This window comes from Taklimakanibacter albus, from assembly GCF_016595235.1.
Lineage (GTDB): Bacteria > Pseudomonadota > Alphaproteobacteria > Rhizobiales > Aestuariivirgaceae > Taklimakanibacter > Taklimakanibacter albus.
This window is the reverse complement of the sequence record NZ_JAENHL010000008.1, coordinates 2,286,089-2,309,451: the sequence shown is the minus strand read 5'-3', so window position 1 is coordinate 2,309,451 and position 23,363 is coordinate 2,286,089. Positions and strand designations below refer to the sequence as shown.

19 protein-coding genes are annotated in these 23,363 nt (G+C 64.6%); 16 read left to right on the top strand and 3 right to left on the bottom strand.

Annotation, left to right across the window (positions count from 1 at the left end):
* Nucleotide 1: 1 nt before the first annotated feature.
* Entirely contained in the window at nt 2–1,249 is a 1,248-nt protein-coding gene (locus tag JHL16_RS33970; protein ID WP_200189326.1) for an allantoate amidohydrolase, read from the bottom strand.
* 138 nt (nt 1,250–1,387) lie between these two features.
* On the opposite strand from JHL16_RS33970, the gene allE reads away from it, so the two are divergent.
* The 4 genes from allE (at nt 1,388) to JHL16_RS33950 (ending at nt 7,541) form a co-directional block, all read left to right on the top strand.
* Nucleotides 1,388–2,134, top strand: a complete 747-nt coding sequence (gene allE / locus JHL16_RS33965; RefSeq protein WP_200189325.1) for a (S)-ureidoglycine aminohydrolase — start codon at nt 1,388–1,390, stop codon at nt 2,132–2,134.
* Nucleotides 2,135–2,177: 43 nt separating this feature from the next.
* Complete coding sequence (locus JHL16_RS33960; protein WP_200189324.1) at nt 2,178–3,575, top strand: L-serine ammonia-lyase; 1,398 nt, start codon at nt 2,178–2,180, stop codon at nt 3,573–3,575.
* A 75-nt stretch (nt 3,576–3,650) separates the two neighbouring features.
* Nucleotides 3,651–7,259 carry a caspase family protein gene (locus JHL16_RS33955; protein WP_200189323.1) on the top strand — a complete coding sequence of 1,203 codons (3,609 nt, stop codon included), beginning with the start codon at nt 3,651–3,653 and terminating at the stop codon, nt 7,257–7,259.
* Nucleotides 7,260–7,364: 105 nt separating this feature from the next.
* Nucleotides 7,365–7,541, top strand: coding sequence for a hypothetical protein (locus JHL16_RS33950; RefSeq protein WP_200189322.1), 177 nt, complete (start codon nt 7,365–7,367; stop codon nt 7,539–7,541).
* Here JHL16_RS33950 and JHL16_RS33945 read toward each other — a convergent pair.
* Complete coding sequence (locus JHL16_RS33945) at nt 7,525–8,052, bottom strand: gamma-glutamylcyclotransferase family protein (RefSeq protein ID WP_200189321.1); 528 nt, start codon at nt 8,050–8,052, stop codon at nt 7,525–7,527. The genes JHL16_RS33950 and JHL16_RS33945 overlap by 17 nt on opposite strands.
* A 101-nt stretch (nt 8,053–8,153) precedes the next feature.
* Nucleotides 8,154–9,980: an adenylate/guanylate cyclase domain-containing protein gene (locus JHL16_RS33940; RefSeq protein ID WP_246771367.1), complete on the bottom strand. Its 1,827-nt coding sequence runs from the start codon at nt 9,978–9,980 to the stop codon at nt 8,154–8,156.
* Nucleotides 9,981–10,149: 169 nt separating this feature from the next.
* Here JHL16_RS33940 and JHL16_RS33935 point away from each other — a divergent pair, with 169 nt between their 5' ends.
* The 12 genes from JHL16_RS33935 (at nt 10,150) to JHL16_RS33880 (ending at nt 23,252) form a co-directional block, all read left to right on the top strand.
* Nucleotides 10,150–11,082: a bifunctional enoyl-CoA hydratase/phosphate acetyltransferase gene (locus JHL16_RS33935; RefSeq protein ID WP_200189318.1), complete on the top strand. Its 933-nt coding sequence runs from the start codon at nt 10,150–10,152 to the stop codon at nt 11,080–11,082.
* 135 nt (nt 11,083–11,217) lie between these two features.
* Nucleotides 11,218–12,252 (top strand): ABC transporter substrate-binding protein, encoded by a 1,035-nt coding sequence (locus JHL16_RS33930; protein WP_200189316.1) that lies wholly within the window; start codon nt 11,218–11,220, stop codon nt 12,250–12,252.
* A gap of 67 nt (nt 12,253–12,319) precedes the next feature.
* Nucleotides 12,320–13,417: an ABC transporter ATP-binding protein gene (locus tag JHL16_RS33925; protein ID WP_200189314.1), complete on the top strand. Its 1,098-nt coding sequence runs from the start codon at nt 12,320–12,322 to the stop codon at nt 13,415–13,417.
* Entirely contained in the window at nt 13,418–14,308 is an 891-nt protein-coding gene (locus JHL16_RS33920) for an ABC transporter permease (RefSeq protein ID WP_210346114.1), read from the top strand. It begins immediately after the preceding gene.
* Nucleotides 14,305–15,111 carry an ABC transporter permease gene (locus tag JHL16_RS33915; protein WP_348647320.1) on the top strand — a complete coding sequence of 269 codons (807 nt, stop codon included), beginning with the start codon at nt 14,305–14,307 and terminating at the stop codon, nt 15,109–15,111. The genes JHL16_RS33920 and JHL16_RS33915 overlap by 4 nt, the downstream gene beginning before the upstream one ends.
* Nucleotides 15,111–15,914, top strand: a complete 804-nt coding sequence (locus JHL16_RS33910) for an enoyl-CoA hydratase-related protein (protein WP_200189313.1) — start codon at nt 15,111–15,113, stop codon at nt 15,912–15,914. Before JHL16_RS33915 ends, JHL16_RS33910 begins: the two co-directional genes overlap by 1 nt.
* Nucleotides 15,915–15,934: 20 nt before the next feature.
* The gene (locus JHL16_RS33905) at nt 15,935–16,723 is read left to right on the top strand and encodes an enoyl-CoA hydratase/isomerase family protein (protein WP_200189311.1); all 789 of its coding nucleotides are present in this window, start codon (nt 15,935–15,937) and stop codon (nt 16,721–16,723) included.
* 10 nt (nt 16,724–16,733) lie between these two features.
* The gene (locus tag JHL16_RS33900) at nt 16,734–17,891 is read left to right on the top strand and encodes an acyl-CoA dehydrogenase family protein (RefSeq protein WP_200189309.1); all 1,158 of its coding nucleotides are present in this window, start codon (nt 16,734–16,736) and stop codon (nt 17,889–17,891) included.
* Nucleotides 17,892–18,062: 171 nt separating this feature from the next.
* A complete protein-coding gene (locus JHL16_RS33895; RefSeq protein ID WP_200189308.1) occupies nt 18,063–18,719 on the top strand; it encodes a TetR family transcriptional regulator C-terminal domain-containing protein in 657 nt (218 codons plus the stop codon).
* Nucleotides 18,706–19,548, top strand: coding sequence for an SDR family oxidoreductase (locus tag JHL16_RS33890; RefSeq protein WP_200189306.1), 843 nt, complete (start codon nt 18,706–18,708; stop codon nt 19,546–19,548). Before JHL16_RS33895 ends, JHL16_RS33890 begins: the two co-directional genes overlap by 14 nt.
* Nucleotides 19,545–21,683: an acetate--CoA ligase family protein gene (locus JHL16_RS33885; protein ID WP_200189304.1), complete on the top strand. Its 2,139-nt coding sequence runs from the start codon at nt 19,545–19,547 to the stop codon at nt 21,681–21,683. The genes JHL16_RS33890 and JHL16_RS33885 overlap by 4 nt, the downstream gene beginning before the upstream one ends.
* A 12-nt stretch (nt 21,684–21,695) precedes the next feature.
* Entirely contained in the window at nt 21,696–23,252 is a 1,557-nt protein-coding gene (locus tag JHL16_RS33880) for an acetolactate synthase large subunit (protein ID WP_200189302.1), read from the top strand.
* The last annotated feature ends 111 nt before the right edge of the window (nt 23,253–23,363 follow it).

Here is a 23,363-nt window from a genome sequence, read left to right as displayed (position 1 = left end):
CTTATTGGCCTTCACCCATGTCGCGAATGAATTTCTGCAGGACCTCGACGGCGACGGTGACGTCGGGAGCCTCGACCGCTTCGAGCGGCGAATGGCTGATGCCCTTCTCGCAGCGCACGAAGATCATGGCGATGGGAGCTAGGCTGGCGATCGCCATGCCGTCATGACCGGCGCCGCTCGGCAGATGCAAGGGTTCGATTCCGGCGCCGCGGACCGCCTCATCGAGCTTGCCGATCAAGTCGGGCGAGCAGGGCGCGGCGCGCGTCTCCAATATCGTGACGGTCTTCAAGACGACGCCGCGCGCTTCAGCGATGCGGGTGACCTCACCATCGATCCGGGCGACCATGCCCGTCAGGATCTCATCGCTGCGCGCCCGCATGTCCAGGCTGATCGTCACATGCCCGGGGATCACATTGATGGCGCCGGGCTTGACGTCGACCTGGCCGACGGTCGCCACGGCGTCGGGGATGCCGGCGGCGATCCGCTCGGCCGCCAGGGCGATCTCCGCCGCGGCAAGAAAAGGATCATGGCGCAGCCGCATCGGCACGGTGCCGGCGTGATTGGGCTCGCTCGTCAAGGTCACGCGTTTGCGGATCTGCGCGCTGATCGAGGAGACGATGCCGACCGGCAGATTGCGGTGCTCGAGAACCGGTCCCTGCTCGATATGCAATTCGACATAAGCAAGAATGTCCTCGGCCTTGCGCGCCGCTTCGCCGATGCGTGCCGGATCGATGCCGAAGTCGCGCAGTGCCGTCGCGATCGACACGCCATTTCTGTCCTCGATCGAAAGCTCGTTCGCAAGGAGCGAGCCGGCGACGGCGCGGCTGCCGATCAGCGTCGTTCCGAAGCGTGTTCCTTCCTCATCGCCGAAAGCGATGATCTCGATGCCGAAGGGCAGGCGGCGTTTCTCCTGGTGGAGCACGCTGACGCAGTCGATGGCGCATATGACGCCCAACGGCCCGTCATATTTCCCCGCATCGATCACACTGTCGATATGTGAGCCGAGGACGAGGGAGGGATTTCCCTGCTGCGCCGGCGCGTAGCGCCCGACGACATTGGCGGCGGCGTCCACATGCACTTCCATGCCGGCTTCGCGCATCCAGCCGGAAACGAGCTCGATGGCGCGCTTGTGCTCGTCGGTGAGATAGAGCCGGATGACGCCGGCGCCGGGCTTGCTGATGGCGGCCAGCTCGTCGCAACGGCGCAGGATGCGGGTGCCGGGATCGGCTTCGCTGAGATAGGAATGCATGTCGGATTAAGGTGAAAGCTGCATGGAGATCATCTTTGTAACTTGCGCCCCGGCTGGTCGCAAGGGAAGGCGGAATCTGGCTCTGCGTTGACTTTTGCGGATGGCCCAATTAGGCCTTGCGCATTCAACGAGGTGGTCATGCGACAGAGTCTTGGCGAAACGCGTTCTTCGGTCGGCACACGGCATGCTTTGATCTGCCCCGACAGCCATGAGCGCACGACCTTGCCCGGCTGGCCCGGTTCGCAGATCATCATTCTCGCCTCGCCGCAGATCGGTGCCAAATTCGTCGAATATTTCGTCGAGATGGCGCCGGGGACGAAGGCCGGTGCTCCGGCCGCGGGCATCGAGAGATTCTTCTTCGTGCTCGAGGGCGAGGCCGCTCTGTCGCTCGACGGCGAGAACCACGCCATGACGGTCGAAGGTTATGCCTTCCTGCCCGCCGGCAAGGCGCACACAATTTCTTCGGCGGCGGGCGCCAAGCTGGCGGTCATCGAGCGCCATTATGTCCGCCTCGAAGGCACCGCGGGTCCGAAGCCGCTCGTCAACAATGCGCGCAACCTGCCGGTGGCCCGCTTGAAGGGCGATGACCGTCTGCCGCTGCAGAAGCTTCTGCCCGAGGACCTGGCCTTCGATTGTGAAGTCAATATCATGGGCTTCGAGCCGGGCGCTTCGCTCCACTATGTCGAGACCCATTTCATGGAGCATGGCCTGGTGATGCTGGATGGCGGCGGCGTCTATCGCCTCGACAATTCCTGGTATTCGGTCAGCGCCGGCGATTTCATCTGGATGGGCCCGTTCTGCCCGCAATGGTTCGGCGCGATCGGCCGCACCAATGCCCGCTATCTCATCTACAAGAACTGGAATCGGACGCCGTTCGAATCCTGACGAAGGTCCGCTTCCTGAAGCGGCAGCGCCCGCGGGAGGAAGTATGTTTCTGAGCGTATTCGAGCTGTTCAAGATCGGTATCGGACCGTCGTCGTCCCATACGATGGGGCCGATGACGGCCGCGGTCCGCTTTCTCGACCAGTTGCGCGACCGCGCCAGGCATGAGCCGGACGCGCCGCCGCCGGTGGCGCTGCGGGCGACGCTTTATGGATCGCTGGCTTTCACCGGCAAGGGCCATGCGACGGACCGCGCGGTTCGCCTGGGGCTCCTGGGCTTTCTGCCGGCCGAGATCGAGATGACCGCTGCCGAACAGGGACTCGGCGAGCTCGCCGTCACCAAGACCTTGCGGCCGCCGGGACTGCCGGCCATGGCCTTTGATCCCGACAAGGATGTCGTCTTCGATTTCGGCCCGGCGCTCGCCGGCCATGCCAATGGCCTCGTCTTCGAAGCCTTCGATGAAGCGGGCGAAGTCTGCTGCGCCGGGACTTATTATTCGATCGGTGGCGGCTTCGTCGTCAGCGAGGCGGAGCGTCTGCATCCGGCGTCGGCATCGGCGGATGAGGCCAAGGCCTGGCCTTATCCCTTCTCATCTGCCGAGGGCATGCTGCTGATGGCGCAGCAATCGGGCAAGAGCATCGCCGAGATGAAGCGGGCGAACGAGCTCGTCGTGAACTCGACTGATGCGCTCGATGACGGCCTGGTCCGGATCTGGGGGACGATGTCGGACTGTATCGATCGCGGCCTGGCGCTCGACGGCGAATTGCCGGGCGGATTGAAGGTCAGACGGCGGGCCAAGAACATTCTCGGCCAGCTGGCGCGGGAGGCCGGCTCCAACCGAATCCAGCCGCATGTCGCCTCCGACTGGCTCAGCGTCTATGCGATGGCGGTCAATGAGGAGAACGCTGCCGGCGGCAAGGTGGTGACGGCGCCGACCAATGGCGCGGCCGGCGTCGTTCCGGCGGTGCTGCGTTATTATCTCGATCACTGCGTCGGCGCCGAACGTGGCCGCGTGCCCGAATTCCTGCTGACGGCGGCCGCCATTGGCGGCCTGATCAAGCACAATGCTTCGATCTCCGGCGCCGAGGTCGGCTGCCAGGGCGAGGTCGGCTCGGCGGCGGCAATGGCGGCGGCCGGCCTGTGCGCGGTTCTCGGCGGCACCCCAGCACAGGTGGAGAACGCCGCCGAGATCGCGCTCGAGCATCATCTCGGCATGACCTGCGATCCGGCCGGCGGGTTGGTGCAGGTGCCGTGTATCGAGCGCAACGGCATCGGCGCGATCAAGGCGGTGGCGGCGGCGTCGCTGGCGCTCAGAGGCGACGGGTCGCATTTCATGCCGCTCGACAATTGCATCGAGGCGATGCGCCAGACCGGCGCCGAGATGAACAGCAAGTTCAAGGAGACGAGCCTCGGCGGCCTCGCGGTCAATCTGCCTGAGTGCTGAACTGGCCGCCGCGCCGCCTTGATTTCGTCGCCAGTGTCCCGGATAGTCGCGGGCTGAGTTTCCGGATCGGACGGCATGCGATCTTCACTCTGCGCGTTGGGCGCCATCGGCGATAGGCGGATGGGCGGGCGGCTGGTTTTGCTGCTTGCCCTGTTGGCGCTGCTATTCGTGAAGACCGCAGTGGCGGAGGAGAAGCCGCTGCGGGGCGTCGCTCTCGTCATCGGCAATGGCGCATACGAGCATCTCGCCAAATTGCCGAACCCCAGCAATGACGCGGATGCGATCGAAGGTCTGCTGTCCGATCTGGGTTTCGATTCCGTGCGCCGGACCGACCGTGGCGGCGCCGAGCTCAAACGTGATCTCGAGCGTTTCGCCGAGGATGCCCGCGATGCCGATGTCGCGGTGCTGTATTATTCGGGCCACGGCATCGAGGCCGCCGGCGAGAATTACCTGGTGCCCGTCGATGCCGATCTGTCGGCGCTCGACGCGGCGGGCGAGAAGCTGGTTCCCGTCTCGGCCCTGATCGCGAAACTGCAGGCCGAGGTCCCGGTCCTCATCGTGATGCTCGATGCCTGCCGCAATAATCCGTTTCCGCCGGATGCGCTGGTGCGGGTCACAGCCGGCGCCGCCGCTGTGCCCATGACCGCGGGCGGGCTCGGCCAGATACGCAGCGCCGCGAGTATCGAAGCCGAAGGCGCCACCGCCGCCGCCACCGAGAATGTCGGGTCCGTCCTGGCCTTCGCGGCGGAACCCGGACAGGTCGCGCTCGATGGCGATGCCGGCGGCAACAGCCCCTATGCCGCCGCCGTGCTGCGCCACTTTTCGGCGATGAATGGCGAGGAATTCGGTCTCGTGATGCGTCTGGTGGCCGAGGAGGTCTATCTCAAGACACAAGGCCGCCAGCGGCCCTGGATGAATGAGAGCCTGCGCCGGCTTTTGCATTTCGGCGGTATGCCCAAGGAGGCCGACGGTGCCGAGGGCGACATCCTGCGCGAGCGCCGCAAGCTTCTCGTCACCATATCCACGCTTCCCGATGCCGAACGCCGTCGCATCGAAAAGGTCTCGGCCGAAGGCGGCGTGCCGATGGATGCCGTCTTCGCCATGCTGAAAGCGATGGGTGAGGAGGCGCCGTCCGATCCGGCCGCGCTCGAGGCGGCGTTGCGCCGCAATGTGGAGGTCCTGCGCGAGATGACCGCCGAGCGCCAGGCGCTCACCACCACCGAGCCCGAGATTACCCGCCTGATGGGGCTCGCCGATCGCGCCGTCGCCGAAGGCGCGCTCGAGGCCGCGATGGCGCTCCAGGCGCAGGCGGCCGAGCTTGCGGACAAGCAGCGCGGCAAGATCGAGGACATCCAGAAGGACATCAATGCGCGTTTACTCGACCTGGCTTCCGTCGACGAACGCCGGGCCGAGACCTTCCTCATCGCGTTCAAGCATCGTTTCGCCGCCGAGGAATATGAATTCATCGCGCGTGACCTGCGTGATCTCGATCCCGACCGGTCCTACCGTCTCGCCCGCAAGGCGGTCGCCGCTTACATCGATGCCGGCCGTTACGGCCGTGGCGCCATCGAGCAGGTCGCCGGCTATGACCTCGCCCGCGAGACGCTCGACCTCGGGCAAGGCAAATATGACGAGATCGAGACCGCGGATCTCAAATCCGATCTCGCTTATCTCCTCTATCTCAATGGCGAGGTGGTGCGGAATACCGCTCAGATCGAGGAGGCGAGGACGATCTTCGCGGAGATTTTGCCCGTCGTGGATCGCGCCGGCACGCTGGCGCAACGCATCGAGCTGCGCCGTCGGCTGGGCGCCCTGCAACTGGCGCTCGGAAAGCTGACGGGCGAGGAGGCGGCGGTTGCAAGTGCGGTCGACCTGCCGGAGCAGGCCTTGGCGCTGTTTCCCGCTGACGGCGCGACGGCGCAACGTCTGGGCGTCGAGCGTGTGCTGGCGACGGCGCTTGCGCGCCTGGGCAGCGTACGTGGAGAGGCCGAACCGATCGAGCGCGCCGTATCTCTGCTCGAAGCCCAGCTCACCGGCCTCACCGCGCAAGATGCATCGCTCGAATGGGCGGCGGCCCAGGATGCCTTGGGCGAGGTCAAGCGGACACTCGGCGTGCTGCGGGGCGACAAGGTGGTTCTCGCTGCGGCGGTCGGGCATTATCGCGGAGCACTCAGCGCGCGTTCCAAGGAGAAGATGCCGCGCCAGCACAATGACACGCTTTTCGCTCTGGCTGAAGCCTTGCGCGAGCTCGGGCTTAGGGAAACCGGTGACACCGCGCTGCGCGAATCGCTGAAGCTGCACCAGGAAGCCCTCGCCGACAGATTCTCCGACTATGAGAACACCCGCTGGACCGACAGCATGATCGCGCGCGGTCTTGCTTTCCAGGCTTTGGCGGAGCGCAGCAAGGACGCGGCCGATGCGGCCGACGCTGTCGCTTCCTTCAACGAAGCCTTCTATCTTTTCCGGCGCGTCGGCGAAATGCCGGACCTTCCACGCTTCATCGACAACTCCATACGTATCGCCGTGGCTTTGGAGGATCTCGTCGCGCTCGACGGCAAGGCGTCGCGTCTGGCGCTTGCCGTCGAAGCGCGCCGCAATGCGCTCGATACCGCTCGCAGCCTGCCGGACCGTGCGGCCGAATTGCCGGCGCTCGAAGAGGCGCTGCGCAAGACGCAAGCGCGGCTTGCCGCGGCGGGTCCCATTTCATTCGCGGCCGATGGCCCGATCCGCGCGCGGTTCGAGACCGAGGCCGATGCCTGGTCGGAGAGCCGGCTCAGAACGGGGCTGGAGCGCATCGACCAGGCGCGCGCTGAGCAGACGGCGCCGCGCTGGAGCGACGCTTCATTGACGCTACGAACGGCGCTCGATTCGAGCTTCGTCGGGGTGACACCGCTCGACCGCGCCCGCATGCGGCTCGGCTTCGCGGAGAGTCTGGCCGGCGCCGCCATGCTCGATCCCAAGGCGGCGGCGATGGACCCGTTGCTCGTGGCGAGCGAGGAGGCCTTTGCCGATGAAAGCACGCTGGGCGCGAACGCACTCGCACCGCTGCGCGTCGATCTTGGCTATCTCCTGGCCACCCGCTTCCAGGCCGCGGCCGATGTCGGCCAGCCGACGGCGCAGGACATGACGGGGCTCATCGCTGCAGCCCGGCATCTCCGCATGGCGCTCACCGGCACGCCGGCCGGCAATATCGGCGCCAACTGGACGGAGCTCGCCGATTTCGTCGTCGACAGGCTGACCTCCTTCAGCGCCGCGGCGGCCGATCAGGATGCGCTGGCCGTCGAAATGGTCGGGCTCGCCAGGACGACGCTGGCGGCGACCGCCGCATCGGATAAGCCGGCGACGGCGAAGCGCGAAAAGATGATGGCCGATGCGGTCTTCCGGGCCGCCTATGAGTCGGATACCGCGGCGGTCGCGCAAGCCGCCGGGCATGCGCGCCGTGCCTTGGCACTTTATGGCGAGCTCGCTGAACCGCTGAACACGGCCTTCGCCCATGACACGCTCTGCTCGATCGTTTCCTTCCAGGCGAAGAAGGCGGCGGACAAGGCGATGGCCGATGAAGCGATCGCGGCTTGCGAGAAGGCCGTCACTCTCGCGGCCACGGACCCGAATGGTGTCAACTGGAAGGACTATCTCGACGGACAATTGGAAGCAGTGCGCAAGATCAAGGCCTCTATCCCCTGATCTCTGTAACTTAAACGTTACATGTCGTGAAAGCGGTTGATCTGGTCCATTTTTTGCCGAATATCCTCGTCATACCTTTCATGTAAGAGAGAAGGAATCTTAGCCATGTCCATCATCGCCGCGGCGCTCTGGTATCTCGTCGTCTTCGATACGGATGGTGGCTTGGTGACGACGCCGATGCCGTTCGAGAACGACGAGCAATGCCAGATGGCGAAGACCGAGTTCCAGGAGAAATATCCGACCGCGACCTGGGACACCGAGTGCATCACGTCCGATCAGTAATCCTGCCGCGCAACAGGCCGAGGGCTTCGTACCGGCTGGCGCGCGTCCGGTCGGGATCTTCACGACAGGCCGTCGCACTGAGGTCTCGCACGATCTTCTCGTCGAATGCATGCTCGCGCGCGCCGGCGAGGATCAGCGCCAGATACCAGTCATAGGGTTGCAGCGTCTCGTCGAGATCGGTGGCGATATAGGTCGCCGCTTGCGTGATCTTGCCCGTGTCCCTTAGGCGAACGATGAAATCATTGGCCCGCCGATAGCCCCGCCCCGCGCCTTCGAAGCCGTCAAGCGCGATGAGGTCATCGGGGCTGAGTGTGAACAGCACGCCTGGCTGCGCCAGGCCGGGGCTTGCGGCGAGATGGCCCTTGCCCGACCCGTCGCGCCCTCTTTTCCAGAAAGTCAGCCGATGGTTATCCGCAAATGCGATACCGGCGGGGCGGGCGCTAGGGCAGCGCGCCTGGAGCCGCGCCGTCATCATGTTCGAGCCATAGGCGAAATAGAGCAGCGTGGACATTGGGGCATTGGTCCGAAAAGTGCAAAGTGGTTTTCGGATAAACGGATGCGTAAAGCAATGCGGTAGAGCGCCGGACCGTTTCCGAGAGAGGGGCCTGCGCTCTACCGGCCGACAACGCCTTCGATCTGCTTGAGAAGGTCCGCATAACGCGGATGCCGCCGCAGCGCGGTAAAATCCGGATCGCTGAGGAACCACAATTTGGAATCGCGCGCCGCGTGATGGACCCAGATGTCGAGCAGATCGAAAGCTTTGTCGAACTCGCCCAGCATCGAATAGACGCAGGCCGCGTTGTAACGCACGTGATTGTCGTCGGGATCGATCTCGAAAGCGCGCTTGATCCATGCCTCGGCATGCTGGCGCTCGCCCAGATAGGCATGGATATTCGCCAGGAGCTGGGCCGGACGGGGATTTTCGGGCGTCTGGCTCAGCGCCTGCTTGGCTCTCTTCACGGCGATCTGTGCGTAGGTGACGCCCTCTGCCCGACGACCCAATGCTTCCAGCGTCATCGAGAGGAAGGTCACCGACTCGTAATCCTCGGGCTGCAATTCCATCGCCCGCAGGAACAGGGCCAAAGCGGACTGGAAATCGCCGATGGTGAAATAGAAACGGCCGAAATGATAGGTGGCTTCCCAGTTGTTCGGATCGCTCTCCAGCGCCTTGCGGAAGGCGGCGATGCTCTCTTCCCGCCGGTCGTCGATGGCGAAGACGATGCCGCGCGCCGCATGGGCTTCGGCCAAAGCGGGATTGATCCGCAATGCCTTGTCGATCGTTGCCAGGATCTCGTCAGCGGTGATGTCGAAGCCATGGAAGGACTTGAGATAGGAGGCGCAATTGGCGAGTCCGACATAGGCCATTGCGTAGGATGGATCGAGCTCCAAGGCGCGCGCATACATCTGCCGCGCCCGCACCAGCGACTGGCGGGTCCCGACCCGGAAGATCTGCTTGCCTTTGAGAAAGGCGGTATAGGCCTCGATATTCTGGGTGGGCGCGTCCTCGATCGCGGCACGCTCGTCGGGCAGCAGCTTGACGCGCAATTGTGCCACGATGGTCTTGGTGATCTCGTCCTGCACGGCGAAGATGTCGGTCAGGTCACGGTCGAAACGTTCGGCCCAGAGATGATGGTCGGTGGCACCTTCGATCAATTGCGCGGTGATCCTCACCTTGCTCCCGGCCTTGCGCACGCTGCCTTCGACCAGATATTCGACGCCGAGCTGCCGCGCCGTCTGCTGCAGATTTTGCGCCTTTCCTTTGAAGGTGAAGACGGTATTCCGGCTCAGCACCTGCAGGCCTGAGACCTTGGAGAGATCGGTGATCAGATCCTCGGTGATGCCGTCGCTGAAGAATTCCTGCTCGGCATCAGAGCTCATATTGGCGAAGGGCAGGATGGCGATCGTGGGTTTGCCGCGATGCGCAGGAAAGGGCGCGTGCTCCTCGGCCCGGACCGGACCAACGAAGTAGACATGTAGCGGTTGGGCGATGTTCTTGACCGCCTTTTCGCCCTGATCGACGAAATCGATATCGAGCTTGTGGCCGACATGGTCGCGCACCGCCGCCGAGCAGGCGATGCCGCCGGGTGCGGCGAGGCCCTCGAGGCGGGCGGCGATATTGACGCCGTCGCCATAGATGTCGTCGCCTTCGACGATCATGTCGCCGACATGGAGTCCGACGCGGAACTTGATGTGGCGGTCCTCGGGAAGCGCCTCGTTACGATGCGGCATGCCCCCCTGCACCTCCATGGCGCAGCGCGTGGCATCGATCACGCTGCCGAATTCCACCAGGAAACCATCGCCGATCGTCTTGAAGATGCGGCCCCGGTGCTTGGCGACCGCCGGATCGAAGAATTCGTGCCGCAGCTGGCGCAGCGAGGCCAAGGTGCGCTCCTCATTGGCCTCCATGAGCCGGCTGTAGCCGACGATATCCGCCGCCATGATCGCCGCCAGGCGGCGTGCAGTTTCAACCTCAGCCAAGCCAGCACTCCACCGCGGGAACCAGGATCGGCCAAGCATATCACCCGGGCCGACCGATCCACAACCGCTGGCCGCAGGCTCGCCAGGCGGTTAGAAGATCGGGCATTGCCGCGTGCGAGGAAGTGCCCCGATGTCCGCCGATCACTACACCGCCATTCTCAATCTGTGCCGGAACCTGCCCCCGGTGCCGACCGCTGTGGTCCACCCGGTGAAGTCCAACGTCCTCGAGGCGGTGGCCGAGGCGGTGAAGGAAAAGCTCATCATCCCGGTGCTGGTCGGTCCACGCGCCCGCATCGAGGCGGCCGCAACGGAAGCGGGCGTCGCCATTGCCGGTTACGAGGTCATCGACACCGAGCACAGCCATGAGGCAGCGGCCCGTGGCGCCGAGCTCGCCGCGCAGGGCAAGGTCGGCGCCATCATGAAGGGGGCGCTCCACACCGATGAATTGCTGGGCGCGGTGGTGCGCATCGCCTCAGGCCTCCGAACCGAGCGGCGCATCTCGCATGCCTTCCTGATGAGCATCGGCAATTATCCCAAACCCTTCATCATCACCGATGCGGCGGTCAATATCGAGCCCGACCTCGCCGCCAAGGCCGATATCGTGCAGAACGCCGTCAATTTGTGGCGTGTCGTCTTCGGCTTCGACAAGTTGCCGAAAGTCGGCGTGCTGGCGGCGGTCGAGACGGTCAATCCGAAGATGCCGGCGACGCTCGATGCCGCTGCTCTGTGCAAGATGGCCGATCGCGGCCAGATCGCCGATGCGGTCATCGACGGCCCGCTCGCCTTCGACAATGCCATCAGCGCCGAGGCCGCGCGCGAAAAGGGCATCATCTCCCAGGTCGCGGGCGATGCCGACATCCTGCTCGTGCCCGACATCGAATCCGGCAACATGCTGGCCAAGCAGCTGGTCTTCCTGTCGGGGGCGGATGCCGCCGGCATCGTGCTCGGCGCCCGCGTGCCGATCATGCTGACGAGCCGCGCCGATGGTCCGCGCTGCCGCCTTTTGTCCTGTGCGCTTGCCGTGTTGATGGCTGACGCGCGCCGGAAAGGTCAAGTGAAGTAAAGATAATCTGCTTTCAAAACAATCAGATAGGACTATTTCTCTCAAGTCTCAAAAAATTTGTTGAACGTCCAACAAATTTTTCATAGCGTTAGGACCAGGCAGGAAACAAAGCGTTCCGCCGAATGGGAGGAGACAATGAAGAAGTTCGCTCTGGCATGTACGCTTGGCGTCGTGCTTTCGATTTCATCCGCATCGGCCGAGGACACGGTGGGTTACGCCTCTTATGGCGGCGCCTATCAGCAGGCGGTGCGCAAGGCGTTCCTGGATCCGATCACCGCCGATCACGGCATCAAGATCCGCGACTACAGCCTGCAGGGCGGCCTGCCCGAGGTGCGGGCCCAGGTGGCGGCGGGCGCTGTCGAATGGGACATTGTCGAGCTTTACGCCGGCCAGTGCCAGCAGGCCGCCAATGAAGGTCTGCTCGAGCCGCTCGACTACACCGTCATCAAGAACACCGCCGGCATCCCCAAGCATCTCGTCGCCGATCATTGGGTGGGCTTCACCGCTTATTCGACGGTTCTCGCCTACAACAAGGATGTCTATAAGGACAATCCGCCGAAGAGCTGGGCCGATTTCTTCGACGTCGAGAAATTTCCCGGCACGCGGGCTTTGAGCGGCGTCTCGCCGGCCGCCAATCTCGAGATCGGCCTTCTCGCCGCCGGAACGCCTAAGGACAAGATCTATCCGATCGATTTCGATGCAGCCTTCAAGAAGCTTTCCGAAATCAAGCCGAATATCTCGGTCTGGTGGGGCACCGGCGCGCAGGCGGCGCAGCTGGCGCAGAGCCAGGAAGTGGACATGCTGGCCATCTGGGCGGCCCGCATTGATGCCGCCATCAAGGAGGGTGCTCCTTATGCCTATACGATGAATCAGGGCGTCATCGACGTCGAATGCCTGATCGTGCCCAAGGGTGCACCCCATAAGGACGCGGCGATGAAGGTGATCAACTATCTGACCTCGCCCGAATACCAGGCCAATCTGCCGCAATATATCCCCTACGGCCCGATCAACCAGGACGCCTTCAAGACCGGCAAGATCACGCCTGAGCAGGCCGAGAATGTGGTGACGAGCGAGAAGAATCTTCCGCTGCAGATCATCATCGACAAGCCCTTCTGGGCTGAGAACGGCCAGAAGGCGCAGGAGATGTGGGACAAGTTCATGCAGCAATAAGGACCTTGCGCCGCCGCGCCAGCGGCGGCGTGATCATCGCTGTCAGGCATTTTTTGCAGGCCAGATCATGAGCACCCCATCAAGGCACGCTCTGCCGGTGAGCATCCGCGCATTGAGCAAGCACTACGGTACCGTCAAGGCCGTCGATGATGCTTCGCTCAATATCGAAGCCGGCGAGCTCATGACGCTGCTCGGCCCTTCCGGCTCCGGCAAGACGACCTTGCTGATGATGATCGCCGGCTTCTCGCGCCCGACGCAGGGCTCGATCCGCATCGGCGCGGAGGAGATCGTCCATCTGCCGCCGCATAAGCGCGATATCGGCATGGTGTTCCAGAACTACGCGCTGTTTCCGCATATGAATGTCGCTGGCAACATCGCCTATCCCCTGCGGATCAGAGGGCTGGGTGCGGCCGAACGCGAGGCGCGGGTGAAGCGCGCGCTCGATCTGGTGCAGCTTGTCGGTTATGGCGAGCGCCGCATCGACCAGCTCTCGGGCGGCCAGCGCCAGCGCATCGCCCTTGCCCGCGCCATCGTCTTCGAGCCGCGCATCCTGCTGATGGACGAGCCATTGTCGGCGCTCGACAAGCAGTTGCGCGAGACGATGCAGATCGAGATCCGCAAGCTGCATGATCGTCTCGGCATGACGACGATCTCGGTCACCCATGACCAGCGCGAGGCGCTCACCATGTCGAACCGCATCGCCGTCTTCTCGCAAGGCCGCCTGATGCAGGTGGCGACGCCTGACCGGCTCTATGCCAGGCCGGAGAGCCGTTTCGTCGCCCAGTTCATCGGTGAATCGCATTTCCTTGCCGTGACGCCTTGCGCGCGCGGCCTTTGCTATCAGGGAACCGATCTGAAGCTCGCCGAACCCGACAAGGTAGCGGTTGTATCGCCGCTCTTGATGCTGCGCCCGGAACGTTTGACGCTGGCGCCCATCGGCGAGCGCGCGACGGCCAATGACTGCAACGTCTTTGCGGGCCAGGTGGTCGAGCGCATCTTCCAGGGCGACAGCCTGCTCGTCACCGTAAGGCTGGGCGGCGGCGAGATGGCGCATCTGCGCCTGCAGAACCGGGCCGGCAATGCCGGCTTCTCGCCCGAGGCCGGCACGCACGTGAATGTGCTCTTGCACCGCGCCGACGCGCATATCGTTTCGGCGGAGGCCTAGATGGCCGGCGCGATCGCCTTCAACACCGATCTCCTAGCGCGCCAGGAAAAGCGCGAGCGCGCCAATATCCTGCGTCTGGCGCTGCCGGCGAGCCTGCTCGTGCTGATCCTGCTTTTCGTGCCGATCGGCTGGCTCATGTCGCTGTCCTTCTTAGGCGCCGACGGTGGCCTGTCCTTCGAGAACTACACGCGCATCTGGACCGAGGGCGCCTATGTCGCCATCTTCGTGACCACGTTCCAGGTGAGCCTGTGGGTCACCCTCATCTGCGTCCTGCTCGGCTATCCGGTCGCCTATACGCTCAATCTCCTGCCCGAGAAGATCAGCAACATCCTGATGCTGGCGGTGCTGATCCCATGCTGGACGTCGCTTCTGGTGCGCACCTATGCCTGGCTCGTCCTGCTGCAGCGCCGCGGCGTCGTCAATTCGGCCCTGATCGATCTGGGCCTCATCGACCAGCCTCTGCAGCTCGTGCACAATATGGCGGGCACCGTCATCGGCATGGTGCATATCATGCTGCCCTTCCTGGTCCTGCCGCTCTATGCCGCGATGCGCGCCATCGACGGCAATCTGCTGCGCGCCGCCGGCAATCTCGGCGCCTCGCCGAGCCGCGCCTTCCGCGACATCTTCCTGCCCTTGTCGGCGCCGGGCCTCATCGCCGGGGCGATGCTGGTCTTCGTCATGTCGCTCGGCTTCTACATCACGCCCGTCATTCTGGGTGGCGGCAAGGTGCAGATGATCTCGCAACGGATCGAGGCGTCGGTCTCGTTGTTCCCGACCTGGGGGCCGGCCTCGGCACTTGCCGTCGTGCTTCTGATCCTCACGGCGGCATTCCTGCTGTTGAGCTGGATCGCGGTGCGCAAGCTGACACCGGTCGAGACGGAGGCGCAATGATGGAAAGCCATGTCGATCCCAAACGCCGGCTCTGGCTTTTCGCCCTGACAGGGCTTGTCCTGCTGTTCCTGGTGGCGCCGACCTTGATCGTCATCCCGATGTCGTTTTCGTCGTCGAATTCGCTTACCTTCCCACCGCCCGGCTATTCGCTGCGCTGGTACGAGACTTTTCTTACCAGCGAGAAATGGCAGCTGGCCACCAGCGTGTCGCTGCGCATGGCGTTGGGCGCCATGGTGCTGGCGACCGTTTTCGGCACCATGGCGGCCTATGGTTTGCATGTCACGCGCCATGCCTTGCGCGGCGCGCTTTATGGCACGCTGGTCCTGCCGCTCATGGTGCCGTCCATTCTCATCGCCATCGGCACCTTCTTCGCCTATGCCGCGTTGGGCCTGCTCAACACCGTCACCGGGCTCGTTCTCGTCAACACGATGATCGCCATCCCCTTCGTGCTGGTGACGGTCGGCGCCGGTCTGCGCAGCTATGACATGAACCAGGAGATGGTGGCGCGGAGTCTGGGCGCCAACCGCCTGGTCGCCTTCCTCACCGTGACCTTGCCGCAGATCAAATATTCGGTGATCTCGGCGGCGCTGCTCAGCTTCATCGTCGCCTTCGACGAGGTCGTCGTTGCCGTCTTCATTTCCAAGGGTGAAAAGGCGCCCCTGACCCAGGTGATGTTCTCGACCTTGCGCGACGAGGTCGATCCGACCATTGCCGCCGTCTCGACCTTGCTGATCGCGCTCGCCACCATCCCGCCGCTCGTGCTCCAATTGCTGGCCAACCGCAAGAAGGAGAGCCGGCCGTGATGCCGAACACGCAAGGATTGATCGAAACGCAGGAATTCGGCGCCGTGCTGGAGATCCGCATGGTGAAGCCCAAGGTCAATGCGATCTGCCGCCGTTTGAGCCATGCCATCTTCACCGCGGCGACCTATCTGCAGCAGACGCCGCATCTGAATGTCGGCATCCTGACGGCGCCGGGCGATCGCGCTTTCTCCGCCGGCTGGGACTTCAATGAGGTCGCCGCCTATGCCGGCGACGAGGCGGGAGAAACGGTGCCCGGCGGCTTCGGCGGCATCACCTCTTTGTGGAGCCTCGACAAGCCGCTGATCGCGGCGGTGAACGGTCCGGCGGTCGGTGGCGGCTTCGAGCTGGCGCTCGCCTGCGACATCATCCTGATGGCGGACCACGCGTATTTCCAGCTGCCGGAAATGCGCCGCGGCATCCTGCCCGATGCCGGCGGGCTGCAGCGCCTGCCCAAGCGTATTCCCTACAATGTCGCGCTGGAAATGATCTATAGCGGCCGCCCGATGCTGGCCGACGAGGCCTTGCGCTGGGGCCTTGCAAACACTGTCTGTGCGCGCGCCGAGCTCGATGACCAGGCGCGCCGTCTCGCCGCACAAGTGGCGGAAGGCGCGCCGCTGGCGCTGCAGGCCTTCAAGCAGGTGATGCGCGCCATCGACGGCATGCCGATCACCGAGGCGATGCGGATCTCGCGCTCGCCGGATGATGGGCTCGCGACCTATCGCGCCATGCAGAAATCTGAAGATGCGATCGAAGGGCCGCGGGCCTTTCTCGAAAAGCGGCCGCCGCAATGGCGGGGCCGCTAGCCACCGAGAGGAGTTTGACCATGGAAAGTCATATCGAGATCGAGCGCCACGGCGATGTCGGAGTCATCGCGCTCAACCGGCCGCGGGCGCGCAACGCCCTCAATACGGCGCTGCTGCTTCAGTTGCGCAAGGCGATCAAGGAGGCCTCCGCCGATCCGAAGATGCGCGCCGTCATCCTGACCGGGCGCGGCGGCGGCTTCTGCGCCGGCGCCGATGTGCGCGAATGGGCCGACAAAAATGCCGGCATCGATCCCTTTCCCAATAATGACTGGGTCGAGGAGTGCATCAAGATGGTGCAGGACGTCGCCCGCTGCCCGAAGCCGACCATTGCGATGATCGATGGCGCTGCGGTCGGCGCCGGCCTCGACATGGCGCTCGCCTGCGACTTTCGCTACGCCTCGGAACGCGCGAAATTCGTCTGCTCCTATATCCGCGTCGGCTTCGCGCCCGACTGCGGCGGCACCTGGCTGATGCCGCGCATCATCGGCGTCGAGCTGGCCAAGCGCTTTGCCTTTACCGGCGAGCTCTGGGATGCGGCCACCGCCAAGGCCAACCGCCTCGTCGGCGACGTGTATCCGGTGGCCGAGCTCACCGACCGCACGCTCGAATTCGCCAGCCGCCTGGCCGCCGGGCCGACAGTCGCCATCGCGCTTACCAAGAAGCTCATCGACAGCGCTTTCGGCCGCAGCCTGCCCGAGCAGCAGATCGAGGAGCAGGCAGCCGGCAGGATTTGCGTCACCACCAGGGACCATGCCGAGGGCCTGGCCGCCGCCAATGAGCGGCGCGAGCCCAAATTCATCGGCGCATGAGGGGGAGTTCATGGATTTCTCACTGACTTTCGAGCAGCAGACTCTTGTCGACGCGCTCACCGACTTCGTCGAGACGGAGCTCTATCCGCATGAGGCGGTCGTCGAGGAAACGCGCGCCGTGCCGCAGGAGGTTGCCGACGACATAAGGACCAAGGCGAAGGCGGCCGGCTATTACGCCATGAACATGCCGGAGGAGCTCGGCGGTGGCGGCCTCGACTACCAGACCATGGCGCAGGTCGAGCGCGTGCTCGGCAAGCCGTCGGCCGCTCTGTCGCTGCTCATCAAGCGTCCGACCAAGATCCTGCTCGGCTGCAAGGGCGATCAGGTCGACGAATATCTGATGCCCGCCATTCGCGGCGACAAGATCGACTGCTTCGCGCTCACCGAGCCGGGGGCGGGTTCGGATGCGCGCGCCATCGTGACCAATGCCAAGCGCGACGGATCGGACTGGGTCATCAACGGCGTCAAGCAGTTCATCTCGCATGCCGATGTGGCCGACTTCATCATCCTCTTCGCCGTGACCGGCATGGACGAGACGCCGAAAGGTCCGCGCAAGCGCTTCACCTCCTTCCTGCTCGACCGCGACCTGCCCGGCCTGCGCATCGAGCCGATGAAGTCGATCTGCACCCGCGGCTACAATCCGAACATGATCTATCTCGACAATGTGCGGGTGCCTGAGACCAAGATCCTGGGCGAGGAGGGGGGCGGCTTCAACTTCGCCAATGACTGGCTCTATTCCGGCCGCGTGATGCTGTCGGCACATTGTCTCGGCCGCGCCGAGCGGGTCTTCGCCATGGCCTGCGACTGGGCCGCCAACCGCAAGGCCTTCGGCAAGACGATCGGCGAATTCCAGGGCACCGGCTTCAAGATCGCCGACATGGCGACCGACATCAAGATCGCCGAGCTGATGGTCAAGGAGGCGGCCTGGAAGATGGATGAGGGCAGGCTCACGCGTGACGAGGCCTCGATGGTCAATCTCTTCGCCTCCGAGATGGTCGGCCGGGTCACCGACAATGCGTTGCAGATCTTCGGCGGCATGGGCGTGATGGAGGATTTCCCGATCCAGCGCTTCTGGCGCGATGCGCGCATTGAGCGTATCTGGGAGGGCACTTCCGAGATCCACCGTGATGTCATTGCGCGCGATACTCTCGGAAAGTACAGGCGTTAATGCCCGGGATCATTGAAGGCGGCTCATGCGAAATCTCCATCCACCCCATTCTCGTCATCCCGGCGAAAGCCGGGATCCACTAAATTCTTGCCGAGCGGACAACGTCGCCCATCTTGCACTTGTTCAATGGATCCCGGCTTTCGCCGGGATGACGGGCTGAGGAAAGCGCGCATGAAACGGGCCATCAAGCGGGTTCTCACCATCGAGACGCGGCGCAACGACCTCATCCTGGGCACGCTGCGCTCGATCGAGAAATACGGCTACCAGAACTCGACGGTCCAGACGATCTGCGAGGAGAGCGGCGTGTCGCGCGGCCTGATCGGCCATTATTTCGAGAGCAAGGACGACCTCTTGATGGCGGCCTTCCAGCATTTGAATGCCGAGCTCGACAAGGAGGCGCGCCTGGCGGTCCGCGCCGCCGGGCCAGATCCGTTCCGCCGCCTCATCGCCGCCGGCCTCATCACCTTCGCCCAGGAGCGCCGCTATTCGCAGGTGACGCTGCATTTCTGGAGCACCGCGCTGTCGAACCCGAAATTGCTCGAGCATCATCGCAATCTCTGGGCGCGTTTCCGCGCCTCGACCGAGCGGCTGATGACCAGGGCGGCGGCCGAGCGCAACATGGAGATCGACATCCGCCACTCGGCGCTGATGTTCACTCAGCTGATCGACGGCCTGTGGCTCGGCTGGACTCTCGAAAAGAGCTACGACCTCGAGACCTGCCGCATGCTGGTGCGTGACTGGATCTGCAAGCTGTTCAACGAGGACCCGGCCAATTATCCAACCACCATGCCGGTCCGGGAGGAAGGAAGCCCACATGTTCAAGGATGATCTCCTCGCCGGCAAGCGCGTGCTGGTGACCGGCGGCGGCACTGGCATCGGCCGCTCGATCACCCAGCGCTATATGGCGCTCGGCGCCCATGTGGTGATCTGCGGCCGGCGCGAGGAGGTGCTGGCGAAGACGGTGGCTGAGCTCGTGGTGCTGGGCCGCGGCAGCGCCGAGTTCATCCGCTGCGATATCCGCGATCCCGACCAGGTCGATGCAATGTTGTCGGCGATCTGGGAGAACGGCGCGCTCGACATCCTCGTCAACAATGCCGCCGGCAATTTCACCGCACCGACCGAAAGCCTGTCGCACCGCGCCGTCGATGCGGTACTGGGCATCGTGCTGCATGGCAGCGCCTATGCGACGCTCGGCTGCGGCAAGCGCTGGCTGGCGGCGGGGCATGCCGGCACGGTGCTGTCGATCGTCACCACCTATGCCTTCACCGGCTCGGCCTTTGTCGTGCCCTCGGCCATGGCCAAGGCCGGCGTCCTGGCGATGACGCGCTCGCTCGCGGTCGAATGGGGCGGCCGCGGCATCAGGCTCAATGCCATCGCTCCCGGCCCCTTTCCCACCGAAGGCGCCTGGGAGCGCCTGGTGCCGAAGCCCGAGCTCGCCAAGGAATTCGAGGAGAAGAACCCGCTGCGCCGTGCCGGCCGCCATGACGAGCTCGCCGATCTGGCCGCCTATCTCGTCTGCGACCAGGCCGCCTATATCAATGGCGAATGTGTCACCATCGATGGCGGCGAATGGCTTCAGGGCGCCGGGCAGTTCAATTTTCTCGGCCGGTTGATGAGCGCCAAGGATTGGCAGGACGTGAAGGCGGCGCGCAAATGAACATGCAAGCGCGGCCCGGCGATACCATACTGAGTGCCGCGCGCCGGGCCAATCTCGCCCGCCTGCTGGCGCCCCGGCACATCGCCTTCATCGGCGGCAAGTTCGCCGAGATGGCGCTACGCTCCTTGCGCAAGCATGATTTCGCGGGCGAGGTCTATGTCGTCAATCCGGGCCGCGACGAGATCGCCGGGCATAAATGCTATCGCTCGCTGGCCGACCTGCCGGTGGCGCCCGACGCGTCCTATCTGGCGGTGCCGGCCGAGGCGACCGTCGCCGCGGTGGCCGAGCTGAACCGAATGGGCGCCGGCGGCGTCATCTGTTATGCCGCCGGATTTTCGGAACAGGGCGAGGCGGGCGCCGAGCGCACGCAGAGGCTTATCGCCGCGGCGGGCGATCTCGCGGTGGTCGGACCCAATTGCTACGGCCTGATCAATTATGCGAACGACGCCAGCATGTGGACGTCGGAGTATCTGGCGCTTCCGGCGCGGCGCGGCGCCGCCGTCATCGGCCAGAGCGGCAATGTCTGCATCCACCTGTCCGGCAGCCAGCGCGCGACGCCCTTCAGCTACATGATCAGCGCCGGCAATCAGGCGGTGCTCGGCTTCGAGGACTACATCGATTTCCTCATCGATGACCCGAATGTCACCTGCATCGGCCTGTTCATGGAAGGCATCCGCAGCGTGCCGGCTTTTGCCAAGGCCTGCCTGCGCGCCCGCGCCGAGGGCATGCCGGTGATCATCTGCCGGACCGGAACGTCGGAGCTCGGCGCGCAATTGGCGGTGAGCCATACGAGCTCGCTCGCCGGGCGCAACGAGCTTTACGACGCGCTGTTCCGAAGGCTCGGTGTCATCGCCACCGAGACGGTGCCGCAATTTCTCGAGATGCTGAAGCTCGCTTCCTTCGCGCCGCCTTTCACCGGCAACCGTACCGCCGTCTTCTCGAGCTCCGGCGGCGACAACGGCCTGGCCGCCGATTTTCTCAGCGCCGCCGGCCTCGCTCTGCCGCAGCCCACTGAGGCGCAGAAGGCCGCCATCGCGCCGCAACTGCCGAGTTACGGCCATGTCTCCAACCCGCTCGATTTCACCGCCGGCTATTGGGGCGCCGAGGATCTCCTGACGCCGATCTTCACGGCGCTGCTGTCCGACGGCTACGACCACGGCATGATCGTGCTCGATCCGCCGCCGCTGCAGTTGGGGACCGAAATAGCCGAGCCGCTCACCGCCATGGTCCGCGCTTTGGCCAAGGCGGGCGAGGCCACCGCCAAGCCCGTCATCCTGGCCTCGGTCAATCCGGAATCGATCTCGGGCCCGATGCGCGCGGCGGCGCTCGGCATGGGCGTCGTGCCCTTGCAGGGTCTGCATGACGCCGGCAAGGTCATGGCGCATTGGGCCGATTATTCGGCGATGCGGCGTGCGGATTCCGCGCGCGGCCTTCCCGACTTGCCCTATGCGCTGGCTCCGCTCACCGGATCGGCGGAGACGCTGAATGAAAGAATAAGCAAGCAGGAGCTGGCGGCCTACGGATTGTCGGTGCCGCCGGGCCACGTCGTCACCTTGGATGATCTGCGAAACAATCCGCCGTCCCTGGACGGCCCTGTCGCGCTCAAGGTGCTCGACGACCGCTTGCCGCACAAGACCGAGGTCGGTGGCGTATCACTCAATCTCACGACCGCCGACGAGCTTTGCGCCGCAGCGCAACGGATGGCCACCAATGTGCTGAAGCACGCGCCCGGCATCGCGCTTGATACCTTCCTGATGGAGCCGATGCAGCCGGCGCCCTTGGCCGAGCTGATCGTCGGCGTGAAGCGCGATCCGCTCTTCGGCATGGTGCTGGTGATCGGCGCCGGCGGCATTCTCGTCGAGTTGATGGAGGATGCCCGCCAGCTTCTCTTGCCCGTGAGCCGCGCCGACATCGAAACGGAGCTGCGGCAGCTGCGCAGCTTCAAACTGCTCGACGGCTTCCGCGGCAAGCCCAAGGCCGATATCGCCAAGGTCGTCGACGCGATCTGTGCGATTGCCACCTACGCCGCCGATCATCTCGATGACCTGATGGAACTCGACGTCAATCCTCTGATGGTCTATGCCGACCGCGCGGTCGCCGTCGATGCGCTGATCGTCAAGCAAACACTACGTTAGGGGGCACATAGGATGAACGGTGCGGAAACACTCGTGCAGACGCTTGTCGATTCGGGCGTCAAGGTCTGCTTCGCCAATCCGGGCACGTCGGAGATGCATTTCCTGGGCGCGCTCGATTCCAATCCCGACATTCGCTGCATTCTCTGCCTGTTCGAAGGTGTCGTCTCGGCGGCGGCCGATGGTTATGCCCGCATGGCGGGGACGCCGGCGGCGACGCTGCTGCATCTGGGGCCGGGTCTCGCCAATGCCGGCGCCAATCTCCACAATGCGATGCGCGCCGCGACGCCGATGGTGAATATCGTCGGCGATCACGCCACCTATCATCGCCATCTCGACGCGCCGCTGACCAGTGACATCGAAGGCTTGGCCCGTACCTGGTCGGTCTGGGTCAAATCGGCGCGTGATGCCGCATCGGTTGCCGGCGATGCGGCCGAAGCGGTGCGCCGGGCGCAGGAAGGTGCCGGCGGCATCGCCACGCTCATTCTCCCGGCCGACACGGCCTGGAACCCGGCGCAGGAGCCAGCACCACCGCAAGCCGTCGCCAGACGGCCGGTGCCGGGGCCCGAGCGCATCGATACTATCGCCGCCGTGTTGCGTAGAGGCGAACCGACACTTCTCCTCCTCCATGGTGATGTGCTGAGCGATCCCTCGGCGCTCGACAATATCGACCGCATCGCGCAAGGCACCGGCGCCGAACTGCTCACCGAGACCAGCAATGCGCGGGTCGAGCGCGGCGCCGGCCGTGTCGGCCTGGACCCCGTGCCTTATCCGGTCGATGACGCGGTGAGGCGGCTGAAGCACTTCAAGCGCTGCATCCTGATTGGTTCGCGCCCGCCGGTCGGTTTCTTCGCTTACCCCGGCAAGCCCGGCAAGCTCCTGCCTGATGATTGCCAGGTCCATGTCCTGGCGCATCCCGATGAGGACGGCCGCGCGGCGGTGGCGACTCTCGCCGCCGCTTTGGGCGTCGAAGGCAAGACACCGCGCCATGTGACGGCGGAGAAGGCGCGGCCGCTGCCCAAGGGCAAGCTGACCAGCGCCGCGATCGGCGCGTCTTTGGCCAACCGTCTCCCCGCCGATGCGATCATCTGCGATGAGGCTTTGACGACCGGCGGCCCGATCCATGCGGCCTTGCGCACCGCCCCGGCCTTCACCCAATTGCGCCTGACTGGCGGTGCCATCGGCATCGGCCTGCCGCTCGCCATCGGCGCCGCCGTCGCCTGTCCGGAGCGCAAGGTCGTCGTGCTGCAGGCCGACGGCTCCGGCATGTATACGAACCAGGCTTTGTGGACGCATGCGCGGGAGAAGCTCGATATCGTGACCATCGTGCTGTCGAACCGCTCTTATGCGATCCTGCGTCATGAGCTGAGCAATGTCGGCGTCGTCAATCCGGGCCCCAAGGCGCTCGCCATGACATCGCTCGGCGATCCCGACATCGACTGGCCGTCTCTGGCGAAAGGCATGGGCGTGCCGGGCGGCGCGGCGAAGACGGCCGAGGAATTCGACGCGCTGCTCGCCAAAGCGATGGCGCAGCGCGGACCGTTCCTGATCGAGGCCGACCTCGCGGCTTGAGTAAGGCGAGCTACGTCGAGTTTTTCCCTTCGCCCGTTGCGAAGCAATGGGAGAAGGTGGCCGAAGGCCGGATGAGGGCTCTTTTCTTGATCTAGCTTGCGCAATCGGAAG